Here is a 21,761-nt window from a genome sequence, read left to right as displayed (position 1 = left end):
CACTTGTTACAACTGAGATTTTACTTTTGAACTGTTATTTTGAATACTAGACACATCAAATAGCCAAAGCCATTTTCCCGTAATGAACTTGAAAATGGCTTAGCAAAAAGAGGTGTAATATGGGTGTTAGTAAAACAGTAATGAAAAGTGGTCTTAAAACTGTTGTTGAAGCAAAAGCGATCCATTCAGGTTATATCGTGGATGAGCGTGGTAATGAAGTTCAAATTACAGCGTCTATGATTCGCTCTGCTTGTCATCAGTTACTTAAACAGTGCCGAGCAATTAAAGCTTAAATATTGAAATATAAATAATAATGTAATCCAGAGGGTTAAAGTGCTAACGCGCGATTCTAAATTTATTAATGCGCTAAAATTTTATAAAGAATGGAAAATAAACTTAATTATCAGTGCGTATTTACAAGTCGTAATTAAACAATAACAACGGATTTGTTCACCTAAATTTTAGCTTATACACATAAATTGCTCCAAAAAATCAATCACAGTTCAAATACTAAAAACCCGTCTAGACTTTGCAATGTAGACGGGTTTTTATCTTTTTGGATGGTTCAATTTGCTGTAAAACTGATACAAAAATATGATGCAGGCGGTTAGCTAACCGCCTGTAACTTTGGGGAATCTTGGTTCACAATAGCTTCAAATCGTTGAATTTCTTCTTCCAAATGTGTTAGTAAATTTTGCATTTTTGGAAGCGCATTACGACATGCGGTTAGACCCACTTCAAGCTTATCTAAATAGCTAGTCATGGTGATATTAAGCGCTTGACCATCCAAAACAATGGACGCAGGGTAGAGCGCTTCTAAACGTGCACCATTCCAATATAACGGCTCTTGTGGGCCGGGAACATTTGAAATCACCAAGTTAAAGGCCTGACGTTTTGGCATAAAGCCTGATGCAATATTTAAACCTGCTGCGCTGTAAACGAAAGCACTGTAGTTTAAAATTTGATTCGAGTTCATCCGCTTAAAGCGTTCTTTGGCATTGAGTACACTACGACGCACAATCTTCAACCGTTCTAGCGGATCTTCTTTATGGGTTCCTAGGTTTGCCAAAATCATGGTAATACGGTTAGACATATCTGAATCATCGGTACGAACTGATGCAGGCACCATGGCAATCAATGGCTTTTTAGGTAAAGCATTTTGTGTAATTAAATATTCACGTAATGCGCCTGAACAAATTGCGAGCACTATATCGTTAATTGTTACACCAAGTGACTTGGCAATATGTGACAAACGTGAAAATTCAAAAGACTGAGCAGCGAAACGACGTGAAGAACTGACCCGTTGGTTTAATATTGAACTCGGCGCTTGGAAGCTAGATACATAATCTGGGTTACGCCCCATATCTTTCATTACAGTTTGTGATAGTTCATACAAAACTCGTGGAGTTGAGTCAAGTTGTCCCTTAATGGTCGATAACAAACTTTTCATACGACTGACTTTAGGCTGTTTGAGGCGTTTTGCACGAGGGCCTTCCACACACCATGGCGGTACAATACTTTTAGCATCTGGGTCATGCGAAAGTGATTTTTCAACTAAACGCATACCTGCAATGCCATCAACCATCGCGTGGTGGATCTTGAAGTACATGGCAAAACGATTGCCTTCAATGCCTTCAATAATATGGCAAGTCCAAAGCGGTTTTGCACGGTCAATCAGCGCACTGTGTTCTTGAGAAATATAAGTCAAAAGTTCACGAATACGACCGGGATGCGGCAGTGCGATATGGCGGAAGTGATGATCTAAATCAAACTCTTCGTCTTCATCCCAAAAGAAGCCATTGAGTTTATTGTTAAAAGGAGGAATAGGAATGGATTTTGAATTACGAATATCTGCGACTAAATCTTGAATAAAAGTATCAGGTGCATTGTCAGGGATCTGAAATAAAAATAGGCCACCTACGTGCATCGGTTGTTGCCGTTTCTCTAAATTTAAGAATATGAAATCAATAGGATGTAATGGACGCATAGCGTTGATTGCCTCACTGCAATTTCTACAGCTGCTCATGTATGAGTAGCATTGTTAGAATTATTAAATTGTCATTTGCAGTATAGCGTTTTTACGTTGAAATGATACGGAATTATGTGTATCGATGCGTTGAAAAAACCACTGCTGTGCAGTGGTTTTGTGCTCTTTATTTTTTCATGTTGCCTGCGTGTAAGCCGCATTCTTTATGGGTTGCATCTTCCCACCACCAGCGACCTTCACGTTCGTGTTGATTCGGTAAAACAGGTCGAGTGCATGGTTCACAGCCAATCGAGATAAAGCCACGTTCGTGTAGTGGATTATATGGAATTTCCATTAGACGGATATAGTTCCATACATCAGCGCTAGACCAGTTTGCCAAAGGATTGTATTTAATTAATTGCTTGCCCGGACCTGAAAAACCTGGGTCAGCTTGTACCACTGGAATTTCATTACGTGTACCAGGGCTTTGGTCCTTACGTTGACCAGTGATCCACCCATCTAAAGTGGCTAGTTTTTTACGCAAAGGTTGTACTTTGCGGATACCACAGCATTCTTTATGTTCATCTTGATAAAAGCTAAAAAAGCCCTTTTCTGTCACCAGTTTTTGTACGGCATCACTTTCTGGGAAACAGATTTCGATATCAATTTTATAATGTTTACGGACAGTATCTAAAAATTGGTAAGTTTCAGGGTGTAAGCGACCGGTATCTAAACTAAATACACGAAATGGAATCCCTAAGTTCGATGCAAGATCTATCAGTACAACATCTTCTGCACCAGAAAAGGAAATCGCAACTTCACCTTGCTGGCTTAGCGCAAGTTTCATAATCTCAGAAGGTGATTTATCTGCATATTCGGATGCAAGTGCATCGACAAGGTCAATAGTAGGGATGGTAGTCATGAATGTCCTGGCTATAGGCTTGGAACGTTAAAACCTATATTAATTTATTTCAGAACTATTTTAATGGAAATGCTAAAACACACTTATCACTAAAAAATAGATACTTATGAAAAAAATAGATTTAAAAAAGAACAATGCATTTTTTTATTCTTCCGCTATGATATTGAAAATTTTTTTCACTTAACAGAGGGTAGAGTGCATGGAAGTCGTTTGTTTAGATCTAGAAGGGGTTTTAGTACCTGAAATTTGGATTAATTTTGCGAAAAAAACAGGCATTAAAGAACTTGAAGCAACGACTCGTGACATTCCAGATTACGATGTGTTGATGACTCAGCGTTTAAATATCCTAAAACAACACGGTTTGGGTTTAAACGATATTCAAGACGTAATCGCAGATATGGGGCCATTTGAAGGTGCAAAAGAGTTTGTGGAGTGGGTACGTACTCATTTTCAATTGATTATTCTTTCAGATACCTTCTATGAGTTTGCACATCCATTAATGCAACAACTTGGTTGGCCAACGATTTTCTGTCACAAGTTAGAAACTGATGAAAATGGCATGATTAGCGCTTATAAGCTTCGTCAACCTGATCAAAAACGTAAAGCCGTTCAAGCATTACATGGATTGAACTTCCGAGTGATTGCAGCAGGTGATTCTTATAACGATACGACGATGCTCGGTGAAGCAGATGCGGGTTTCTTATTTGATGCGCCTGACAATGTGATTGCGGAGTTTCCACAGTTCCCACCAATTCGTGGCTATGCAGCACTAAAAGAAGCCATTCGTAATGCTTCAGTGCGTGATATTCCAGCTTAATTCTGAATAGCAAATTATAGAAAAGGGCGCTTATAGCGCCCTTTCTTGTTTAATCCAAAGTTTTTAAAGCAACTTAGAAACGGTAACCGATTTTTAAGCTGTAACCGATTGCATCGTTGTCTTTAAAGTTAGCAACATTTGCAGCTGTTTCATTACCAGGGACAGAGTGTGAACCAGATTGTGCAGTCGCATCACCCAACCAGAAGTATTTAACACCAGCTTGAATAAACGATTGAGGTGTTGGACTAAATTGTCCACCTAAGCCAGCGCTCCAGTAACCTTCGGTTGGGCCTAAAGTTGACACTGGGTTACCTGCACCAGAGTCCCAACCGACCATGACTGTACCAGCCCATTGATCATTAAATTTACGGCCAACGCCTGCATTTACAGACCATTGATCCTTAGAATAGTCGACTAAGTTAAAACCATCTGTGTAGCCAACGATACCGTTAGAACCAGCAACTAAAGAACCTAAAATATCTGCTTTAATACCAAATTCATGAGGTTTAATTGCAAATTTAGACCAATCTACCCAACGTACATTTGCGAAGGCAACAGTGTTTTCCATGATGCCAGATTGCAAATCTAAATTTACCGATTGTGGCGTGGTAACTTTTGTTTTACCTTCTGGAAGTGAATTAGATGCAACTAATGCATTTCTTACTGCAATTACAGCATCACGTTGCTCTTTCGGTAATTTGGCACCCAATGGACCAAGCATAATGTTTAAGATTGGTGCACTTAAGCCAGTGAAGTTATCAATTGATTGGAATGACTCAGTTGCATTTACTTCATGTTCGATTTCAGATCGATATGTTAGGGATGCCTTTAAGGCAATTTCAGGAATTTGATATGCAAAACCCGCTAGCCATCCAAGATCACCTTCTTCTTTGATATTTGCATCATATCCAGACATCATGCTGTAAGCTTCACCACGCAGACTTACTTTACCTTCAACAGTTTGGTATACCGGTCCTGCGTAAAAATTCCAATTCTCATTAGGTTGAAAACCAAATAAAAGAGAAAGGTTTTGTGTTTTTACATCCACTTCAGTTTGACCAGTAACTTCAGTGGCCTTACTGTTAAATTGAGCGACTGTTTTGTGGTCTAGTGCACCTAGGACAGAATCAGTAGATTTTGCTGAAAAGACGCTATTTGAATTATATTTAGCCTCTGCACCAAAAGGCTGATCATAAATTAAACCAAATGAGAAATGCTCATTCAGTTGAATTTTTAATGCAGCAGCTGGGAAATAATAGTCCTCAGCCATATCACCTGTAGCTTGGCCTTTAATATCTACACCTGAGACGTTTGGATCTAAAACTGAAATCCCTGCTTCAAAATAATTACCCGGTTGTAAAAATGCAGAAATTGACTGCCCAGAGCGATCCATTGCTGCTGCAAAAGCCCCTGTCATTGGTACGCTGGCAAATAAAATGGCACTTGTTAATGCTTTTAAGTTCATTTTTCTACTTTCCTAGTATAAAAAACGCGTCAATGCGTTAATAAAATTTAAAGATATGTAATTTTTTTCTCTGTACACGACAAATTTCACAGAACCCTTATCCTATCAGGATTCTGCTTTCTTAAAATTGCCAAAATTTCCTTAAACTCTTCTTTTTTCCCAAAACCAATTAAATGCTGAATCGCCATTTGAACATAGTCTAAACCATAGCGAAATAAACTCATTGAGAGTCGTCCATGCTTCTTTATTTTTATCGCTTTTTTTTGATTATGTTGCCATTCACCCGTTAAGTAACACCAACAGAAGCTTATAGCTAACACCGCAATCAATTTTTTCACTCGTCTAGGGTCTGTCAAGCGCGTATTTTCAAGATTAAACCCGCGTCCTTTGAGACAACTGAATAAGGTTTCAATTTCCCAGCGTAATGCATAATCCTGAATAGCATTGGAATTAAACTGAGGAGAAACGACGAGTAAAAGCTCTCCATTTTCTAACTGTAGTGCACTTATATATAGTTTCACACGACCAACCAAAATCCGTCGTTTACGACATTCAATTTGACCAACTTTAAGATGGCGAAATAAATCACTAATTTTATGATTCTTTCCTAAATGATTGGTGACAATGAAGTTTTTTTAACACGAATGCAGAAGTTGATGTCTTGTTCAATTAACCATGTAAACCACTGCTCACCGATAAACTCTCTGTCTGCGAACACATTCACAATACGGTCTTTACCAAAAATGGCTATAAAGCGTTGAATCAAAGCAATACGCTCTTTCGTATCTGAATTTCCACGTTTATTAAGCAATGTCCAAAGGATAGGTATCGCTATTCCACGATAAACGATTGCGAGCATCAGGATATTAATATTTCGTTTTCCCCATTTCCAATTGGTTCTATCTAAAGTCAGTTGCACTTGGTCGAATGAAAACATATTGAAAATCAACTGAGAAATTTGACGATAATCAAAATACTGACCTGCAAAGAAGCGCTGCATACGTCGATAAAATGATTGTGGTAAGCACTTGATGGGCAAGGCTTTAGATGCAGAAGAAAGATTACATGTTTGCTTTAAAATGATCACAAGCATGATGAGCGCAAAGCACTTTAAATGTGACTTGTTCCATTTTAGAGATTTGTTTAAGATAAGATATAACTCATTGAGATGTGTCATAGTATTCGTCGTTAGAAAACAATTATTGTGACATTATTTCAATGAGTTATCTATTTTTGTCGTGTACAGAGAATTTTTTTAATCATATCTTGCACCAAAAAATAGCATAATAAAAAAAAGAGTAAAGACTCTAAATTTGAACTTAGGGTAAAAAAAAGCTGTTGATTTTAAATAATTAGAATAAATACTTTAATAATTTTTAGATAAACTATTGTTATTAAATATATAAAATAAATATCCATTAAATTATTGATATAAAATCAATTGTTTGAAAAATAAGCAACTTATATAAAATTCTAAATGTATTGTGTGAAATGGGTCACATGCAAAAATAAAAAAAGCCCCATATAGGAGCTTTTGGTATTTTTAATTCTTAGAAGCGATAGCCAATTTTCATGCCATAACCAAGCGCAGTATTGTCTTTGAATTCGCCAACAACTGTACCGCCAGTTTGCGCTTTCGCATCTCCTAACCAGAAGTATTTCACACCAGCTTGAATGAAATAGTTCTCAGCAGGGCTGTATTGACCGCCTAAACCAACACTCCAGTAGCCTTCAGTTGGGCCAAGTGTTGTTACAGGGTTACCTGCACCAGAGTCATAACCCACAGCTGCAGTACCCGCCCATTTATCATTGAACTTACGAGAAATACCTGTAGTGATTGAGTACTGATCGTCAGAATAATCAATTAAATTGTTGCCGCCTGAACGTTGGAATAATGCTTGTGGTGTTACTGCAAATTGATCCCAATGAACCCAACGAAGGTTAGCAAAAGCTAAAGTGTTTGCAGCAATACCAGTTTGTAAATCTACGTTTACAGATTGCGGTGTAATTGCATCAACACGAGCGTCAGCTAAACCGATCGTAGTACCTGTAGGTAGAGTAACACCAGGAGCAACAGTCATAGGAGATGAAAGCGTATAAGTTTCTTCACCAGTTGCTTTGTGCTTGATTTCTGAACGATACGTTACAGAAGCTTTTAAAGCAATTTCTGGAATAGAGTAGGCGAAACCTGCTAACCAACCATATGCTTCTTCTTCAGCAATCTTGATGTTATAACCAGAAAGGCCTTGGTAAGCTAAACCACGGAGTTTGATATCTGCTTCAACAGTTTGCCATACTGGACCTGCATAGAAGTTCCAGTTCTCTGTTGGTTGGTAACCAATTAACGCTGTTAGGTTTTGTGTATCAACTTCAACACTTGTACCCGTGCCGTTTGAACCGAAGAAAAATGAATTGCTGTCGTATGCTGCATCTGCACCATACGGTTGATCATAGATCAAACCTAAAGAAATTTTATCAGTCGCTTGTACTTTAATTGCTGCTGAAGGGAAGTAGTAGTCTTCACCCATGTCATCAACTTTATTTTTCAGTAAATCTTGACCTTCTACTTTTGGGTCTAAAATAGAAATGCCAGCTTCTGCGTAGTTACCAGGTTGTAAGAATGCTGAAATAGACTGACCTGAACGATCTAGACCCGCTGCAAATAATGATGCTGTTGGTAAAGCGGTAAGTAAAATTGCGTAGCTAAGGTGATTTAAGCGCATACTTTTCCCTGTTTGTAACTTTTGATGTTATTTCAATGTGTGGAAAGTAACATAAATAGAAAAACAGTAAATAAGAGTTGCTACTCTAAAAATGAACTGTATAAGTTAAAAAATAAGCAATGCTAGAGTAATTATTCTAGAAGGTGTTATTTATGTTTATGATTTATAAATAAAAAAATAGAGTATTTAACTTAATGTTTATCTTTGAACTTAAAAAATTCAAATGCTCAATCTATGAACATTTGAATTAAATTATTTTTACAATAGTAGATTGGATATATTTCCAATCTACTAATACCGAGAATTAGAAGCGGTAACCGATTTTTAGACCGTAAGCCCATGCATCGTTATCTTCAAATGATGCTACTGATTCATTTGTACCAAACATTGATGCAGGTTGTGCTTCAGCATCACCTAACATGAAGTATTTAACACCACCTGCGATAAAGTAGTTAGGCGCTGGGCTGAATTGTAAACCTAAGCCAACGTTCCAGTAGCCTTCAGTAGGACCAAGTGTTGATACAGGGTTGCCTGCACCAGAATCCCAACCTACAGAAACGTTACCAGCCCATTGTTCACTCAATTTACGACCTATACCAACTGTAGCATTGATTTGATCGTCAGAATAAGCAACAAGGTCAAATCCACCAATAGGACCACGACCAAGGGCACCTAATGTTTCAGATGCTTTACCAAAAGCGGTTGGGCGAATTGCAAAATTTGACCAATCTACCCAACGTACATTTGCAAATGCGACAGTGTCGGCCATGATACCAGTTTGAAAATCAAGGTTAACAGACTGCGGTGTGGTGATCTTAGTGTCAGCACGCGTTGAAAAAGCACCGCCTAGTAGAGCACTGCTTCCAGTTTCAGTGGTTGCAGCTTCGTGATCAATCTCAGAACGGTAAGTAATAGATGCTTTTAAAGCAATTTCTGGGATTTGGTACGCTAATCCTGCTAACCAACCAACGGCACTATCTTCTTTCATATTTGCATTATATAAACCGAGAGCTTGGTTTGCTCCATATGCAATACCACGTAGTTGAACATCACCTTTTACTGTTTGATAAACACCACCGCCGTATATGTTAAAATTTTCAATTGGTTGAAAACCTAATATCATCGAGATATTTTGAGTGTTAACTTCGACTTCTGTTGTTTCGCCCATTAATTGGAATGCACCAGGGTTACCTGCAACTGGTAGTGTTTGATCTGTTGCACTATATTTAGCTTCTGCACCAAAAGGTTGATCATATAGTAAACCAAAAGAAAAATTATCAGTTACCTGTAATTTTAATCCTGCTTGTGGAAAATAGTAATCACCCGCCATGTCATCTAGTGATGTATTAGCAAGAGCTCCTAATGTTGGGTTGCTAGCAGGTGCAGTGCTGTTCATCTTCCCTGAAACATTCGGATCTAAAACCGAAATACCTGCTTCAAAATAGTTCCCTGGTTGTAAAAATGCAGAAATAGATTGCCCTGAACGATCTAGAGCTGCTGCAAAAGCACCTGTCATTGGAACTGAAGCAAGAATCATGGCTGTAGCTAAAGTTTTTAATTTCATTCTTCGTCATTCCTTGAGATACGAATTTGATTTTTATGGTTACTGCATATATTCGTTATGGAAAACTTTTTAATACTCTTGGGCTTAATTGTTACTCCATGTGACAAAAATAGCACAATTAAAATAAGAGTAAATGCTCTAGATTAAAAAATATGATTGAAAAACGAACTATTTAGAGTAAATGTACTAATTAATACATATAACATTTTGATTATTATTTAATATTTTTAGTTTCTGCATTATTTTCTAAATCTAAAAATAATTGAAAATATTTTGATATGGGCAGTCATAAATTGATTTTTTGGCCTTATAGACCACGCCATGTGTCGTTTTTTGCATTGACAAATAGATGGTTAGGGAATTTAAAAGTGCTATTCAATTCTTCTTAAAAACAAACTCTCAAGAGTAAAATCAGTAAAAACAAAGATTAAGTTAAAGAAATCAGAGATGAATTTTGAATTTGAAATGTAAAAATTGGATTTAAGAATTCTGAATTTAGTTTTATTGATAAATGTGAGTTGAAAAAAATCAGAGAGGTGAGGTGTCCAAAAAATTGTGCGCTCTGCGGGACTCGAACCCACGTCGGTCGCTTAGGAGGCAACTGCTCTATCCAGTTAAGCTAAGAGCGCATGACGGAGGCTAATGTACTCCTATTTTAGCTAAAAAAAAAGTTATTGCCGAAACAATAACTTTTTAAATTACTTAGTCTTTATGAACTTCATTGGGGTCAATGTCGCTCAAATCTTTAGGATTAAGATAGTTAAACATTAATAACATGACTGTAATCCAAACAGGGATCATCAGAACAGATTCCATAAAGCCCTGAGTCCACATAATAAATAGAACTAAAGCAATAAAGATCAGAACGATGTAGTTGCTGACTGGTGCCCAAAGTGCAGGATATGAGGTTTTAAAATTCAAGATACGTTTTGCACGACGGAACTGTAAGTGAGTCATGGTAATCATCGCCCAGTTCAGGACAAGCGCACCAACAACCACATACATTAAGTGACCAAGTGCATCTTCGGGTACGAAGTAGTTTAAGAGTACGCAGCCGAAAATCAGTACTGCAGAAAGTAATACTGCTGGAATTGGCACGCCACTTTTGTTGGTTTTTGCGAAAACTTTTGGGGCATTACCTTGTTTCGCCAAGCTGTAAAGCATACGGCTATTGGCATACATACCGCTGTTATAAACAGACAGTGCTGCAGTTAGGATAATGAAGTTCAGTAAATGTGCAGCCCAATCAATTCCTAGTTGGCTAAAGATCATCACAAATGGGCTTTTGTCTAGACCACCTAGTTCAAGCTGATTCCATGGCACAAGTGACAATAGAATAGTTAAAGAACCCACGTAGAAAATCAAAATACGAAATACAACTTGGTTAATCGCTTTAGGAATAGTTTCTTTTGGATTTTCAGCTTCTGCTGCCGCCATACCAATCAGTTCAATACCGCCGAAGGCGAACATCAAGAAAGCCAGCATGAAGAATAAACCTTCAAAACCATTTGGGAAGAAGCCGCCCTGACTCCATAAGTTGGTAAATGATGCTGTTGAATTGGCATCTGCAGTCAGTAGTAAATACAAACCAAATACGATCATCGAAATAACCGCAGTGACTTTAATAATCGACAGCCAAAACTCAGATTCACCATAAAACTTCACATTACCTAAGTTTACTAAAGTAATGATCACGAAGAAGAACAGTACAGATGCCCACGCTGGAATATGAGGCCACCAGTAGTTGATGTATTTCGCAACAGCGGTGAGTTCTGTCATTGCCACTAAAATATAGAGAATCCAGTAGTTCCAACCTGTTAAGAAACCTGGAAATTTCCCCCAATATTTATATGCAAAATGGCTAAATGAACCCGCTACAGGTTCATGGACGATCATTTCACCCAACTGACGCATAATTAGAAAGGCGATCAGACCGCCAATGGCGTAGCCGAGAATAATGGATGGTCCAGCAGATTGAATCACATGCGCTGAGCCCAAGAATAAGCCTGTACCAATTGCACCACCCATGGCAATCAATTGAATATGACGATTCTTTAAGCCACGCTTGAGTTCGGAGGAATTGGTAGTCAAGTTACTCTTCCCGAGAATGGTTTAATTTTGGTAATTGTAATGTATAGAGAATGAATAGCCTAGTAGCTCAAAATTTATGAAAAATATTTATATGTTTAATAACCTATTTTTCGTTTTAAATGCTGAATTAAAAATTTATGAATCAATAGATTAATTTTATTTTAATTGAAATTCTTATACTTGGCTTTATATGGAAAAGGTAACGAATGTTGTTTTTTTATACTTAAGTCATGTGATTGTTAAAACTTCAATTAAACATTGTATGATGCAAAAGCGCAGAAAAGAACGCTCTGCCAAAACACAATGATAAAGATTAAGGATTCAATAAAAATGAGTTTTGCTCCCCAAATTAAAATTGCAGCGACTTATATGCGTGGTGGTACTAGTAAAGGTGTATTTTTCAAGCTAGATGATTTGCCGCTTGCAGCACAACAAGCTGGAAAAGTTCGCGACCAACTTTTATTACGTGTGATTGGCAGTCCAGATCCTTATGGCAAACAAATTGATGGGATGGGTGGAGCAACATCAAGTACCAGTAAAACCGTTATTTTGGCAAAAAGTTCACAGCCTGAGCATGATGTCGACTACCTATTTGGACAAGTGTCGATTGATAAAGCATTTGTAGACTGGAGCGGTAACTGCGGAAACTTAACGGCAGCGGTTGGTGCATTTGCCATTTCAAATGGTCTGGTTGAGGCATCACGTATTCCTGAAAATGGTTTGTGTACGGTTCGTATTTGGCAAGCCAATATTCAAAAAACCATTATTGCGCATGTACCTATTACTGATGGTGCAGTACAAGAAACTGGTGATTTTGAACTAGATGGTGTGACCTTCCCAGCAGCCGAAGTTCAAATTGAATTTTTAGACCCCGCAGATGATGGTGAAGATGGCGGCGCTATGTTTCCTACAGGGAATTTGGTCGATACCTTAACCGTACCTGATGAAGGCAGTTTCCCTGCAACATTTATTAATGCAGGTATTCCAACGATCTTCTTAAATGCAGAAGATATTGGTTATGTCGGCACTGAACTACAAGATGCGATCAATGGTGATGCCAAGGCATTGGCCCGTTTTGAAAAAATCCGTGCTTATGGTGCGCAGAAAATGGGTTTGATTTCAGATATTGCTGAAGCAGAGCAACGTCAACATACACCAAAGATTGCATTTGTTTCAAAACCGAAAGCCTATACATCTTCGAGTTCTAAACTAATTTCAGAACACGATACGGACTTATTGGTTCGTGCGTTGTCGATGGGGAAACTGCATCATGCCATGATGGGCACAGCGGCAGTTGCCATTGGTACAGCAGCTGCGATACCGGGGACACTTGTGAACTTAGCCGCGGGTGGTGGGGAGCGAGAAGCGGTGCGTTTCGGACATCCATCTGGGACGCTACGTGTAGGTGCGCAAGCGATTTATGAAAATGGTCAGTGGGTCGTTAAAAAAGCCGTGATGAGCCGAAGTGCGCGTGTCTTAATGGAAGGTTGGGTGCGTATTCCTGCGGATAGTTTAGATTAAGCATTTAACATCTCATTTGAAATCAGCCTCTGCTTTGCAGAGGCTTTTTTTTGCCTTTATCTTTTATATGAATAAGCAAATCATGAATTGGTATATATTTTTATATAATATGAACTGCATTTAATATTAGAAAGTTTCTGTGATTTATGTCAGATTAATTTTGTTAGCATTTTGCGTAGCTTTACCCTGAAAAAAAGTAGCGAAACCATGCTTAAAAAAGACTTAATAAAATCGGACCTACCTACTGAACAATTGGCTGTATTAGAAGCGTTGCCAATGCCTGCTGCGTTATTTTCTGCGACAGCTGAGCTGATATGCGCCAATCAAATATTTAAACATCGATTTCAGTCAGACTTACAAGAGATCGTATTAAATCACGTGTCTGTGATGCAGCAAAAAACCAAAGCCACAAGTTCTAAGTTTGATTTACGCTGTTTAGAGAACGATAGCATTGAACCCTTTATGTATAGTGAAAATGAACGGCATTATTGGTTTACGCTCAAACCAAAGTTTCAACAAAGTGGCGATTTGGAACATGTGCTGTTGTGCTGTGCGGACATAACGAATTTAAAGCAATTCGAATTATCGCTGTTGAAACATAACCAACAACTCGAACAACAAGTTTATTTTGATTATCTGACAGGGATAAAAAATCGACGTGGATTTGATTTAGACCTTTCTCAGTGGCAAAAAAGCTTCGCGGTTGAACAAGCCAATGAAATTTGTTTGATGATGCTCGACTTAGACAATTTTAAGCAAATCAATGATATCTACGGTCATGCATTTGGCGATGAAGTTTTAAGAAAAAGTGCGCAGCTTTTAAGGATGCAAATTAGTCAACTCGCAGATGCACAAATATATCGCATGGGTGGGGAAGAGTTTGCAATGATTTTGCCACGCACAGCTATATCGACTGCATGTTCGATTGCACAACAATGTTGTGAGCAAATCTATGCTTCTTCGATGAATTATGCAGATAAAGCTCTACAACTGAGTATCTCATGCGGAGTGGCCTTGTGGGATGGAACAGAGTCATTTTTTGAAACATTGGCACGTGCCGATCAGGCTTTATATCAAGCCAAGAAAGGCTCGAAAAATTGTACCTGTTTTAATGATGGACAAAATGTGGCGCTATTTGAGGAAACGACATTTAAAAAACCATCAAATTGTGGGAAAAACACATAGATTTAGGCCGTAACATAGAGAAAGATCTGAGAAAGCAGTATGATGCAACAGGTCAAAATTGACAGAAAACATTGGCAATCAATTTGCTAATGAACGAAGCAGTTAAATATTTAAAGTATTTGAGGTGAATGTGTCTTCTTTAACAGACGTTTCCACACATGCCCTGACAGAAGCGCAGCAGCGTATTCAGCAGGATTTACTGACATCGCTTGATGCATTTTCAATTCCAGAACCCTTAAAAGGGGCGGTGTATCATGCTGTGATGTTGGGTGGAAAACGCGTTCGACCGGCACTTTGTTATGCAACAGCAGCATTAAAACCCAATACCAATTTTGCAGCCGTACGCCGTGCTGCGGTGGCGATTGAATTTATTCATTGCTATTCATTGGCACACGATGATTTGCCGTGTATGGACAATGATTTACTTCGTCGTGGTCAACCAACTTGTCATGTGGCTTTTGGTGAAGATACGGCTTTACTTGCTGGCGATATTTTACAATCGATGGCTTTTGAAGTTTTAGGCAGCCGTCTTTTTGATCAAGGCCCAGCCGTTGAAGCACCGATTATTTTGAAGCAAATGCAAATTTTAGCGACTGCAACTTCAAAAATGGTTAATGGACAAGTTCTAGACTTACAAGCGGAAGGCAAGCATGTCAGTCAGGATGAACTAGAAAACATTCATCGAAATAAAACAGGTGCTTTAATTTCTGCTGCAATCATGATGGCGGCAGTGACGATATTTAATGGTACAGACCAAGCTATTCCTAAACTCCGCGAGTTTGGTCTAGCGATTGGTTTAGCCTTTCAGGTGCAAGATGATATTTTAGATATTATTGCTGACACTGAAGCATTGGGTAAAACAGCGGGTAAAGATCAACAAGTGGATAAATCCACATATCCTGCGTTGATGGGTCTCGATCAAGCGCAAGCTTATGCAGAAGAATTACATGCACAAGCGCTTCAAGCTTTGGATTATTTTGCAGAAGATGCGGCAGAATTACACAAGATCACGCAGTTTTTATTAAAACGTCAAAGTTAATATGACGCAGTAAAAGACCTCAGCCCACACATGTAACATGTTGTGGGCTTTTTTAAATCAAGTACATTTGGAACAGAAGTCAATAAACCATATACGGAATAGCTAAATGGATGACATGATAAAAAACAAAAAAGGACGCTAGGCGTCCTTTTTTTGCAGATATTAAAACTTAGAAATTAAATTTAAGTGCTATTGGTCTTAAATACTTTCTTTATAGATACGATCTGCTTCTTCAAATTTTTCAGTGACTTCAGCAGATGGCGCTTTGCCCATTAAGCTCACAATGATGATTGCAATGAGTGAGCAGATGAAGCCCGGTATAATTTCATAAACGCCTGTATCGCCCCAGAGGTTTTTCCATAGAATAACCATAACAGCACCAACCACCATACCTGCTAAAGCACCATTGAGTGTCATGCGTTTCCAGAACAATGACATGATAATCAGTGGGCCAAATGCAGCACCAAAGCCTGCCCATGCATATGCGACGAGACCAAGGACTTTAGAGTCAGGATTAGCCGCCATATAGATCGCAAGCAACGCAATCATTAATACCATGAAACGGCCGACCCAAACCAATTCTTTTTGTGAAGCATTTTTGCGTAAGAATGATTTATAAAAGTCTTCAGTTAAGGTACTTGAGCAGACTAAAAGCTGACAGCTGAGGGTACTCATGATTGCAGCTAAAATCGCAGCCAATACGATACCTGCAACCCATGGGTTAAATAGAATTTTAGTCAATTCCATAAAGACCGTTTCAGGGTTTGCTGTAACGACACCTGCCAGTTCTGGATGCTGTTGGAAATAAGCAATACCGAAGAAGCCTGCTGCAACTGCGCCACCGAGGCAGAGCGTCATCCATGTCATACCAATACGGCGTGCATTGGGAATCGATTTAACAGAATCAGCTGCCATGAAGCGGACTAAGATATGCGGTTGACCAAAATAGCCTAAGCCCCATGCCAATAAAGACATGATTGCGACAAAACTTAAGTCAGCAAATACATCTATGGCTTGAGGGCGTGCCGCTTCTAGTGCCAGAGTGAACTGGGTTAAATCAGAGAACGACAACATGACCACGATAGGGGTAAGCAGCAAGGCAAAAATCATAAAGCCCGCTTGAATGGTATCGGTCCAACTGACAGCAAGGAAGCCACCAATAAACACATAGCTCACTGTTGCGATGGCACTGATCCAAAGCGCAGTGCTATACGACATACCAAACATACTTTCAAATAATCGAGCGCCTGCAACCATGCCTGAAGCACAGTAAATTGCGAAGAAAATCAAAATAATCACAGCAGACACGATACGTAAGATTTTCTTTTGATCGTTAAAACGATTTGAGAAATAGTCAGGTAGGGTCAAGGCATTATTTTGAACTTCGGTATGTACACGGAGACGACCTGCTACAAGTAACCAGTTGAGCCAAGCACCGATGATCAGACCAATTGCAATCCACATTTCAGATAAACCTGAAAGGTAAATCGCCCCCGGAAGACCCATGAGCAACCAACCACTCATATCCGATGCACCTGCAGAAAGGGCAGTGACAAAGCTCCCTAATCGGCGGCCACCTAAAATGTAGTCAGAAAAGTTACTGGTCGCACGGTATGCAAGTAAACCGATCACGACCATGGCGACAATATAAAAGAGAAAGGTAATTAGGGTGGGATTCAGGGAGCTCATACGGTATCCGCTTTGGCGTTGGACAATTGCGTTTAATTAGGGGACTCAATGGGATTTGCCTAAGCCAAGTAGGTAAAATCGAACGATAAGTCCTAAAACGTCAAAAAAATAACGTGAAATTTAAACATAAATTGACAAACTTTGCCTTCTTTTTTGTTTTGGGCATAAAAATGGGCCGTATATCACGACCCATTTTAATTAATGCGAAGATTTAGTTATTACGTCCCATCACACCACGAATCGTATTCAGTACATCCGCAGGTAAAACCACAGTTTTGGCATTATTAGATTTAGCCATATCTTGCATGGCTTTGACGTATTGTTCACCCAGTAAGTACGCAACTGGAATTTCTTTATCGCCGACGGCTGAACTCACCATTTCAATTGCACGCTGTGAAGATTCTGCCAGTACCACTTGAGCTTCTGCATCACGACGAGAGGCTTCTAAACGACCATCCGCTTCCAAAATTGCCGCTTGTTTTTCACCGTCTGCTTTGGTCACTGTCGCACGACGTTGACGTTCAGCGGCCGCTTGCTCTTCCATTGCCGCTTGCATGGTATGAGACGGTTTAATATCTTGAATTTCTACAGTTTTAAGCGTAATACCCCAGTCAGAGATATCATCAGAAATAGCAGCTTTAAGTTTAGCCTTAATATGATCACGCGATGAAAGTGCATCATCGAGGTCCATTTCACCGACAATTGAACGTAAAGAGGTTTGAACTAAGTTTTGAATCGCCCATGTGTAGTTTTCAATACCGTAAACTGCTTTTTCAGGTGTGGTTAAATTGATATAAGCCACAGCATTCATCAGCAGTACCGCGTTGTCACGTGTGATCACTTCCTGAGAGGGAATATCTAACACGATATCTTTGGTTGTCACTTTATAAGCCACTTCATCGACATACGGAATCACAAAGTTCAGCCCCGGATTGAGCGTGGTATGGTATTTACCTAAACGCTGAACAATCCATTTATAACCTTGGGGAACAATACGGACACCTTTAAAAATCGTGACGGCTACAAAAACTAAGAGCGCTAAAAAAACAATAGAAACACCAGACATGTCATTTCTCACTTATTTATGGATTGTCAGTGGGGTGGTTGCTGCTGTGCAGTTGGACGACTAAATCATTGCCTAAAATATCGGTCACGCGAACACGATCACCGACTTGAAGTGCATCTTGGGTACGGCAATGCCATTCGTCTGAACCTAAAACAGGCATTGGGAAGCGAACTTTAACGCTGCCATGATTGAGCTGGGTTTGAATCACCATACCCACTTGGCCAATCGTCGCTTCACGGGACAGACCTGCTTTGGTTTTATCGATGGATAAAGGTTTAATAAATTTGAACCACAAAAATGTGCAGAGCACGGCAAAAATAATCCAAACCACAATTTGGACATTAAAGTCCATGGATGGAAAGATCCAATATAAGACCCCAACCAAAATTGCAGAAACGCCAAACCATAGCGCAGCAAAAGACGGCAAAATTAGTTCAAAAAGCATCAAAACGACGCCCAATACAAACCAGTGCCAAGGTTCTAAAATAAATTCCATACATCTACTCTTATATAAGGGTGAATTGATATAGATGAACCAGTATCTATATCAATGTAGCAGATGTATAACTCAATGAATATAAAAAAAATCGTTGAATTATATTTTCGCTTTTGGTGCTGGTTTAAAGGCCGCAGGGGACTGTTTAAAGTTATCGATCGCCTTAATAATGCTATTCACTTTGAGCTGTGCCGCTTTTTCACCTTCTAAAATCGTCGCATTGCTCGACTTCAAATCGAGTGTGCCAATATGTCCCACTTTAGGTTGAATCACGAAATTGGCATTTTTCAGTTCTTCATTAATACTTTGTTGCCCCATGATGTTAATGGTTTGATCGAGTAAACCAAACATGCTTACGGCTTTGCTACCGTCAGGACGCGCAGAGATATCAACTGCAATCACAATATCTGCACCCATATCACGTGCGGTTTTCACCGGAATCGGGCTGACTAAGCCACCATCGACATATTTCACCCCTGCAATGGTTGCAGGTACAAATACATTTGGAATGCTGCACGATGCACGTACCGCTTGGCCTGCATTACCACGGTTAAATTCAGTTTTACTGCCATTATCCAAACGGGTGGCTACAGCAGCAAAGCGCTTTGGAAATTGTTCAATTGATTTATTGCCGACGTTTTTATTAACAAAGTCTTGCAGTTTTTGCCCTTGAATAATGCCTTGGCTATTTAAGGTTAAATCACGAATATCGGACTCTTTAAAGTTCAAGGCCAATTGCTGCATTTGATAAGGTGTTTTACCGCTGGCATATAAGCTGCCAACAAAACTACCCGCACTGGTCCCAGTCACAATCTTAGGTTTAATACCATGTGATTCGAGTACTTTAAGCACGCCAATATGAGCAAAACCTTTAGCACCGCCACCACCGAGCGCAATCGCGATCACCGGTTCACGTGCTTTGGCTGGTGTAGGTGTCGTGGTCGCAGGTGTTTTGGTTGCAGAATCACAGCCAGTGAGTGCCAATACAAAGAGGCTAGGAATCAGGTATTGCAAAAGTTTCATGTGTGAAATCTGATGGTTAAATATACAAAGTGCACATCACATCAAAAAAATAGCCATTTGACTAGGGCTTTTTCCAGTGCTTTTGTAACGGCAAGGCCAACCATTCGGGATTTTTCGGGGAAAATTTGCCATCATAAATCATCAAAATTTTTTCAAGATCAGTTTCAAAATCTCCACTGGGTTCAAAAACACCCAAGCAATGAATGGTTTTCTTTGCATAATCAAAGCTAAACATCACAATAGGTATCTGTGCTTCATAGGCAATATAGTAAAAACCACTGCGGATTTTATCGGCTTTTTTTCGTGTTCCCTCAGGTGCCATTCCAATCCAAATTTGATCTGTCGCTTGGACAATCTCAGCAATTTCACGTGTCAGTCCATGTGGATTTTCACGCTGAACAGGTATCACGCCGACCCAATCCAAAAGTGGTTTTAAGGGAGTATCAAAAAGGGTGTTTTTACCAAAAATGGTTATTTTTATCCCGATCCCAAGCAAGGCAAGAAAACCATGCCATGCATCTATATTAGAAGTATGCGGAGAAATGATTGCCACAGCTTTGGCAAGGTTGGGAAATTCGCCGTCAAATTTCCATCCTTGTGCCAAAAAAAGTTTTTTAAATATTGCGCGGCTTAGGGGGGAGCCGCGTGATGGAACTTGATCGGGCAAAACTGGAAATAATTGAGTCTTTTGATTCATTGCATATTCTTATATAGGTGAAATCCATTTTTGATGTGATGCACATTTAAAAGTACTGCATCAGCATTGACCTTATCTTAGGTCGATGATTTTTTTAGATCATTGGCAAAATAGCCGTATTTTGACTACTCTAAATGTAACTTCTGCGCATTCAACATTTAGGAACTTATGATCCAGCTTCGTCAGCTCTATCTTTTACTGTTTTCCTTATATTGGGCGCAAGGGTTACCTGTCGGTTTTATGACGCATGCTTTACCAGTGATTTTAAGAGCGCAAGGTGTGTCTTTGGCACATATTGGTGGCTTTGGATTACTCATGCTGCCATGGTCGATCAAAGTTTTTTGGGCACCGTGGATTGATCGACATGGTTCAAGGTCCAAAGGGCACTATCGGAGTTGGATTATTCCAATGCAGTTGTTGTCCGTGGTGGTCTTGGTCTTCCTGTCTTTTTTGCCGATCCAAAGCTTGAATGAACCAATGTATTTGCTGCTGTTTTTTGTGGCTTTACTCAGTATGAATTTGGTCGGTGCAACTCAAGATGTCGCAACCGATGGCTTGGCTGTCAATATTTTAAAAACTGACCAACAGCACTGGGGCAATACTTTTCAGGTGATTGGTTCCAGACTCGGCTTTATCGTGGGCGGTGGTGCTGTACTTTGGGCCTTGGATTGGTGGGATTGGCAAGCCACCTTTCTATTTTTAGCGGCATTGGTGTTCATCAATACGATTCCTATTTTTCTGTATCGAGAACCTTTAAAGCCACAGCTCAACATAAAATCTAGTCCAGAGAATGATAACAACCATAAGCATAATTCAGGCTTGTTCTACGCCATTCGCCAGTATTTGACTTATTTTACCCAAACCAAAACCCTCACACTGTGGCTCATGATCTTATTGAGTTTTAAGCTTGCAGATGGTCTGGCAGGTCCTTTACTCAAGCCGCTGATGGTGGATTTAGGATTGAGTTTTAGTCAAATTGGTCTGTATGTCACCATGCTAGGTGCAGTGGCTGCTTTAATTGGGGCAGGGCTTGCTGGTCTTAGCTTGAAGTATATTTCTCGGGCGCAAGCCTTGGTTTTCTATTCGGTATTGAAAATATTCAGTTTATTGGCCTATGTATGGCTGGCTTTGCAGTTCGAGGCAAAACGGCCCGTCCATGAATGGCTGATCTATGGGATCAATGCTGCCGAAGACATGATTTCAGCCATGCTGCTCGTGATCATGCTAACTTTGGTGATGCAATATAGTCGTAAAGCATTTGCAGCAACGGACTTTACATTTCAGGTTGCCATTATGGCTACGGTGAGTGGGGGGCTGTATAGCATCAGTGGCATAGTGGCCGATCAGTTGGGTTATAGCACTTATTTATTTTGGATCACAGGTTTGGCTGCATTGAGCTTAGTCCCGATTCTATTTTGGGGAAAAGCATCAAAAAATGACCAAAATCACTTCTAAATCATGATTTTGGTTGTTTTTTATCAGCTAAAGCACTAAAAG

General features: G+C 39.5%; 18 protein-coding genes and 1 tRNA gene. 6 read left to right on the top strand and 13 right to left on the bottom strand.

From position 1 onward, the window contains the following. Positions 1–119: 119 nt before the first annotated feature. Positions 120–293, top strand: coding sequence for a PA1571 family protein (locus MST18_RS11570; protein WP_168379036.1), 174 nt, complete (start codon positions 120–122; stop codon positions 291–293). Between the two features lie 314 nt (positions 294–607). On the opposite strand, the gene MST18_RS11565 is transcribed toward MST18_RS11570, so the two are convergent. Continuing rightward, a complete protein-coding gene (locus tag MST18_RS11565) occupies positions 608–1,987 on the bottom strand; it encodes a wax ester/triacylglycerol synthase family O-acyltransferase (RefSeq protein WP_180035511.1) in 1,380 nt (459 codons plus the stop codon). Positions 1,988–2,153: 166 nt separating this feature from the next. After that, positions 2,154–2,888, bottom strand: coding sequence for a phosphoadenylyl-sulfate reductase (locus tag MST18_RS11560; protein ID WP_168379034.1), 735 nt, complete (start codon positions 2,886–2,888; stop codon positions 2,154–2,156). 199 nt (positions 2,889–3,087) lie between these two features. On the opposite strand from MST18_RS11560, the gene thrH reads away from it, so the two are divergent. After that, on the top strand, positions 3,088–3,705 hold the full coding sequence (gene thrH / locus MST18_RS11555; protein WP_180133998.1) for a bifunctional phosphoserine phosphatase/homoserine phosphotransferase ThrH: 618 nt from the start codon (positions 3,088–3,090) through the stop codon (positions 3,703–3,705). Between the two features lie 73 nt (positions 3,706–3,778). Here the strand turns inward: thrH and MST18_RS11550 are convergent, their stop codons facing one another. From MST18_RS11550 to MST18_RS11525, 6 genes are all read right to left on the bottom strand, one after another. Beyond that, the gene (locus MST18_RS11550) at positions 3,779–5,170 is read right to left on the bottom strand and encodes an OmpP1/FadL family transporter (protein ID WP_078189977.1); all 1,392 of its coding nucleotides are present in this window, start codon (positions 5,168–5,170) and stop codon (positions 3,779–3,781) included. Positions 5,171–5,256: 86 nt separating this feature from the next. Beyond that, positions 5,257–6,347 (bottom strand): IS4-like element ISAba1 family transposase gene (locus MST18_RS11545; protein WP_257250043.1). Its coding sequence is split into 2 segments (ribosomal slippage): positions 5,257–5,807 and positions 5,807–6,347, totalling 1,092 coding nucleotides; the frame shifts between segments, so codons are not numbered across the junction. 373 nt (positions 6,348–6,720) lie between these two features. Beyond that, a complete protein-coding gene (locus MST18_RS11540; RefSeq protein WP_180092270.1) occupies positions 6,721–7,893 on the bottom strand; it encodes an OmpP1/FadL family transporter in 1,173 nt (390 codons plus the stop codon). A 304-nt stretch (positions 7,894–8,197) separates the two neighbouring features. After that, the gene (locus MST18_RS11535; protein ID WP_180133827.1) at positions 8,198–9,457 is read right to left on the bottom strand and encodes an OmpP1/FadL family transporter; all 1,260 of its coding nucleotides are present in this window, start codon (positions 9,455–9,457) and stop codon (positions 8,198–8,200) included. Between the two features lie 556 nt (positions 9,458–10,013). Next, positions 10,014–10,086: transfer RNA gene (locus MST18_RS11530), tRNA-Arg, on the bottom strand. Positions 10,087–10,159: 73 nt separating this feature from the next. After that, entirely contained in the window at positions 10,160–11,548 is a 1,389-nt protein-coding gene (locus tag MST18_RS11525) for an amino acid permease (RefSeq protein WP_111885597.1), read from the bottom strand. A gap of 330 nt (positions 11,549–11,878) precedes the next feature. On the opposite strand from MST18_RS11525, the gene prpF reads away from it, so the two are divergent. The 3 genes from prpF to MST18_RS11510 all read left to right on the top strand — a co-directional run bounded on the left by prpF (position 11,879) and on the right by MST18_RS11510 (position 15,293). Continuing rightward, positions 11,879–13,069, top strand: a complete 1,191-nt coding sequence (gene prpF, locus MST18_RS11520; RefSeq protein ID WP_180133826.1) for a 2-methylaconitate cis-trans isomerase PrpF — start codon at positions 11,879–11,881, stop codon at positions 13,067–13,069. A 207-nt stretch (positions 13,070–13,276) separates the two neighbouring features. Beyond that, positions 13,277–14,254, top strand: a complete 978-nt coding sequence (locus MST18_RS11515) for a GGDEF domain-containing protein (protein ID WP_180133825.1) — start codon at positions 13,277–13,279, stop codon at positions 14,252–14,254. A gap of 130 nt (positions 14,255–14,384) precedes the next feature. Continuing rightward, positions 14,385–15,293 carry a polyprenyl synthetase family protein gene (locus tag MST18_RS11510; RefSeq protein ID WP_180133824.1) on the top strand — a complete coding sequence of 303 codons (909 nt, stop codon included), beginning with the start codon at positions 14,385–14,387 and terminating at the stop codon, positions 15,291–15,293. A gap of 198 nt (positions 15,294–15,491) precedes the next feature. On the opposite strand, the gene putP is transcribed toward MST18_RS11510, so the two are convergent. From putP to MST18_RS11485, 5 genes are all read right to left on the bottom strand, one after another. Beyond that, complete coding sequence (gene putP, locus MST18_RS11505) at positions 15,492–16,982, bottom strand: sodium/proline symporter PutP (RefSeq protein WP_180133823.1); 1,491 nt, start codon at positions 16,980–16,982, stop codon at positions 15,492–15,494. Positions 16,983–17,193: 211 nt separating this feature from the next. Continuing rightward, on the bottom strand, positions 17,194–18,048 hold the full coding sequence (locus MST18_RS11500; RefSeq protein ID WP_078189969.1) for an SPFH domain-containing protein: 855 nt from the start codon (positions 18,046–18,048) through the stop codon (positions 17,194–17,196). A 16-nt stretch (positions 18,049–18,064) separates the two neighbouring features. Further along, positions 18,065–18,544, bottom strand: a complete 480-nt coding sequence (locus tag MST18_RS11495; protein WP_180133822.1) for an NfeD family protein — start codon at positions 18,542–18,544, stop codon at positions 18,065–18,067. Positions 18,545–18,643: 99 nt separating this feature from the next. Continuing rightward, positions 18,644–19,567: a patatin-like phospholipase family protein gene (locus tag MST18_RS11490; RefSeq protein ID WP_180024072.1), complete on the bottom strand. Its 924-nt coding sequence runs from the start codon at positions 19,565–19,567 to the stop codon at positions 18,644–18,646. A gap of 61 nt (positions 19,568–19,628) precedes the next feature. Then, positions 19,629–20,264 (bottom strand): 1-acyl-sn-glycerol-3-phosphate acyltransferase, encoded by a 636-nt coding sequence (locus tag MST18_RS11485; protein WP_180115420.1) that lies wholly within the window; start codon positions 20,262–20,264, stop codon positions 19,629–19,631. 168 nt (positions 20,265–20,432) lie between these two features. Between MST18_RS11485 and MST18_RS11480 the strand changes: the two genes are divergently transcribed. Beyond that, positions 20,433–21,719 carry an MFS transporter gene (locus MST18_RS11480; protein WP_180103044.1) on the top strand — a complete coding sequence of 429 codons (1,287 nt, stop codon included), beginning with the start codon at positions 20,433–20,435 and terminating at the stop codon, positions 21,717–21,719. Positions 21,720–21,761 lie beyond the last annotated feature (42 nt).

The organism is Acinetobacter sp. YH12068_T, from assembly GCF_024606005.1.
Classification (GTDB): Bacteria; Pseudomonadota; Gammaproteobacteria; order Pseudomonadales; family Moraxellaceae; genus Acinetobacter; species Acinetobacter amyesii.
This window is presented reverse-complemented; position numbering and strand designations above follow the sequence as displayed.

What these genes read in the sequence shown, in the direction of transcription:
- MST18_RS11535 (WP_180133827.1), bottom strand. Translation starts at nt 9,457, where the DNA reads ATGAAATTAAAAACTTTAGCTACAGCCATGATTCTTGCTTCAGTTCCA.
- prpF (WP_180133826.1), top strand. Translation starts at nt 11,879, where the DNA reads ATGAGTTTTGCTCCCCAAATTAAAATTGCAGCGACTTATATGCGTGGT.
- MST18_RS11565 (WP_180035511.1), bottom strand. Translation starts at nt 1,987, where the DNA reads ATGCGTCCATTACATCCTATTGATTTCATATTCTTAAATTTAGAGAAA.
- MST18_RS11515 (WP_180133825.1), top strand. Translation starts at nt 13,277, where the DNA reads ATGCTTAAAAAAGACTTAATAAAATCGGACCTACCTACTGAACAATTG.
- MST18_RS11570 (WP_168379036.1), top strand. Translation starts at nt 120, where the DNA reads ATGGGTGTTAGTAAAACAGTAATGAAAAGTGGTCTTAAAACTGTTGTT.
- MST18_RS11560 (WP_168379034.1), bottom strand. Translation starts at nt 2,888, where the DNA reads ATGACTACCATCCCTACTATTGACCTTGTCGATGCACTTGCATCCGAA.
- thrH (WP_180133998.1), top strand. Translation starts at nt 3,088, where the DNA reads ATGGAAGTCGTTTGTTTAGATCTAGAAGGGGTTTTAGTACCTGAAATT.
- MST18_RS11540 (WP_180092270.1), bottom strand. Translation starts at nt 7,893, where the DNA reads ATGCGCTTAAATCACCTTAGCTACGCAATTTTACTTACCGCTTTACCA.
- MST18_RS11485 (WP_180115420.1), bottom strand. Translation starts at nt 20,264, where the DNA reads ATGAATCAAAAGACTCAATTATTTCCAGTTTTGCCCGATCAAGTTCCA.
- MST18_RS11500 (WP_078189969.1), bottom strand. Translation starts at nt 18,048, where the DNA reads ATGTCTGGTGTTTCTATTGTTTTTTTAGCGCTCTTAGTTTTTGTAGCC.
- MST18_RS11490 (WP_180024072.1), bottom strand. Translation starts at nt 19,567, where the DNA reads ATGAAACTTTTGCAATACCTGATTCCTAGCCTCTTTGTATTGGCACTC.
- MST18_RS11495 (WP_180133822.1), bottom strand. Translation starts at nt 18,544, where the DNA reads ATGGAATTTATTTTAGAACCTTGGCACTGGTTTGTATTGGGCGTCGTT.
- putP (WP_180133823.1), bottom strand. Translation starts at nt 16,982, where the DNA reads ATGAGCTCCCTGAATCCCACCCTAATTACCTTTCTCTTTTATATTGTC.
- MST18_RS11550 (WP_078189977.1), bottom strand. Translation starts at nt 5,170, where the DNA reads ATGAACTTAAAAGCATTAACAAGTGCCATTTTATTTGCCAGCGTACCA.
- MST18_RS11480 (WP_180103044.1), top strand. Translation starts at nt 20,433, where the DNA reads ATGATCCAGCTTCGTCAGCTCTATCTTTTACTGTTTTCCTTATATTGG.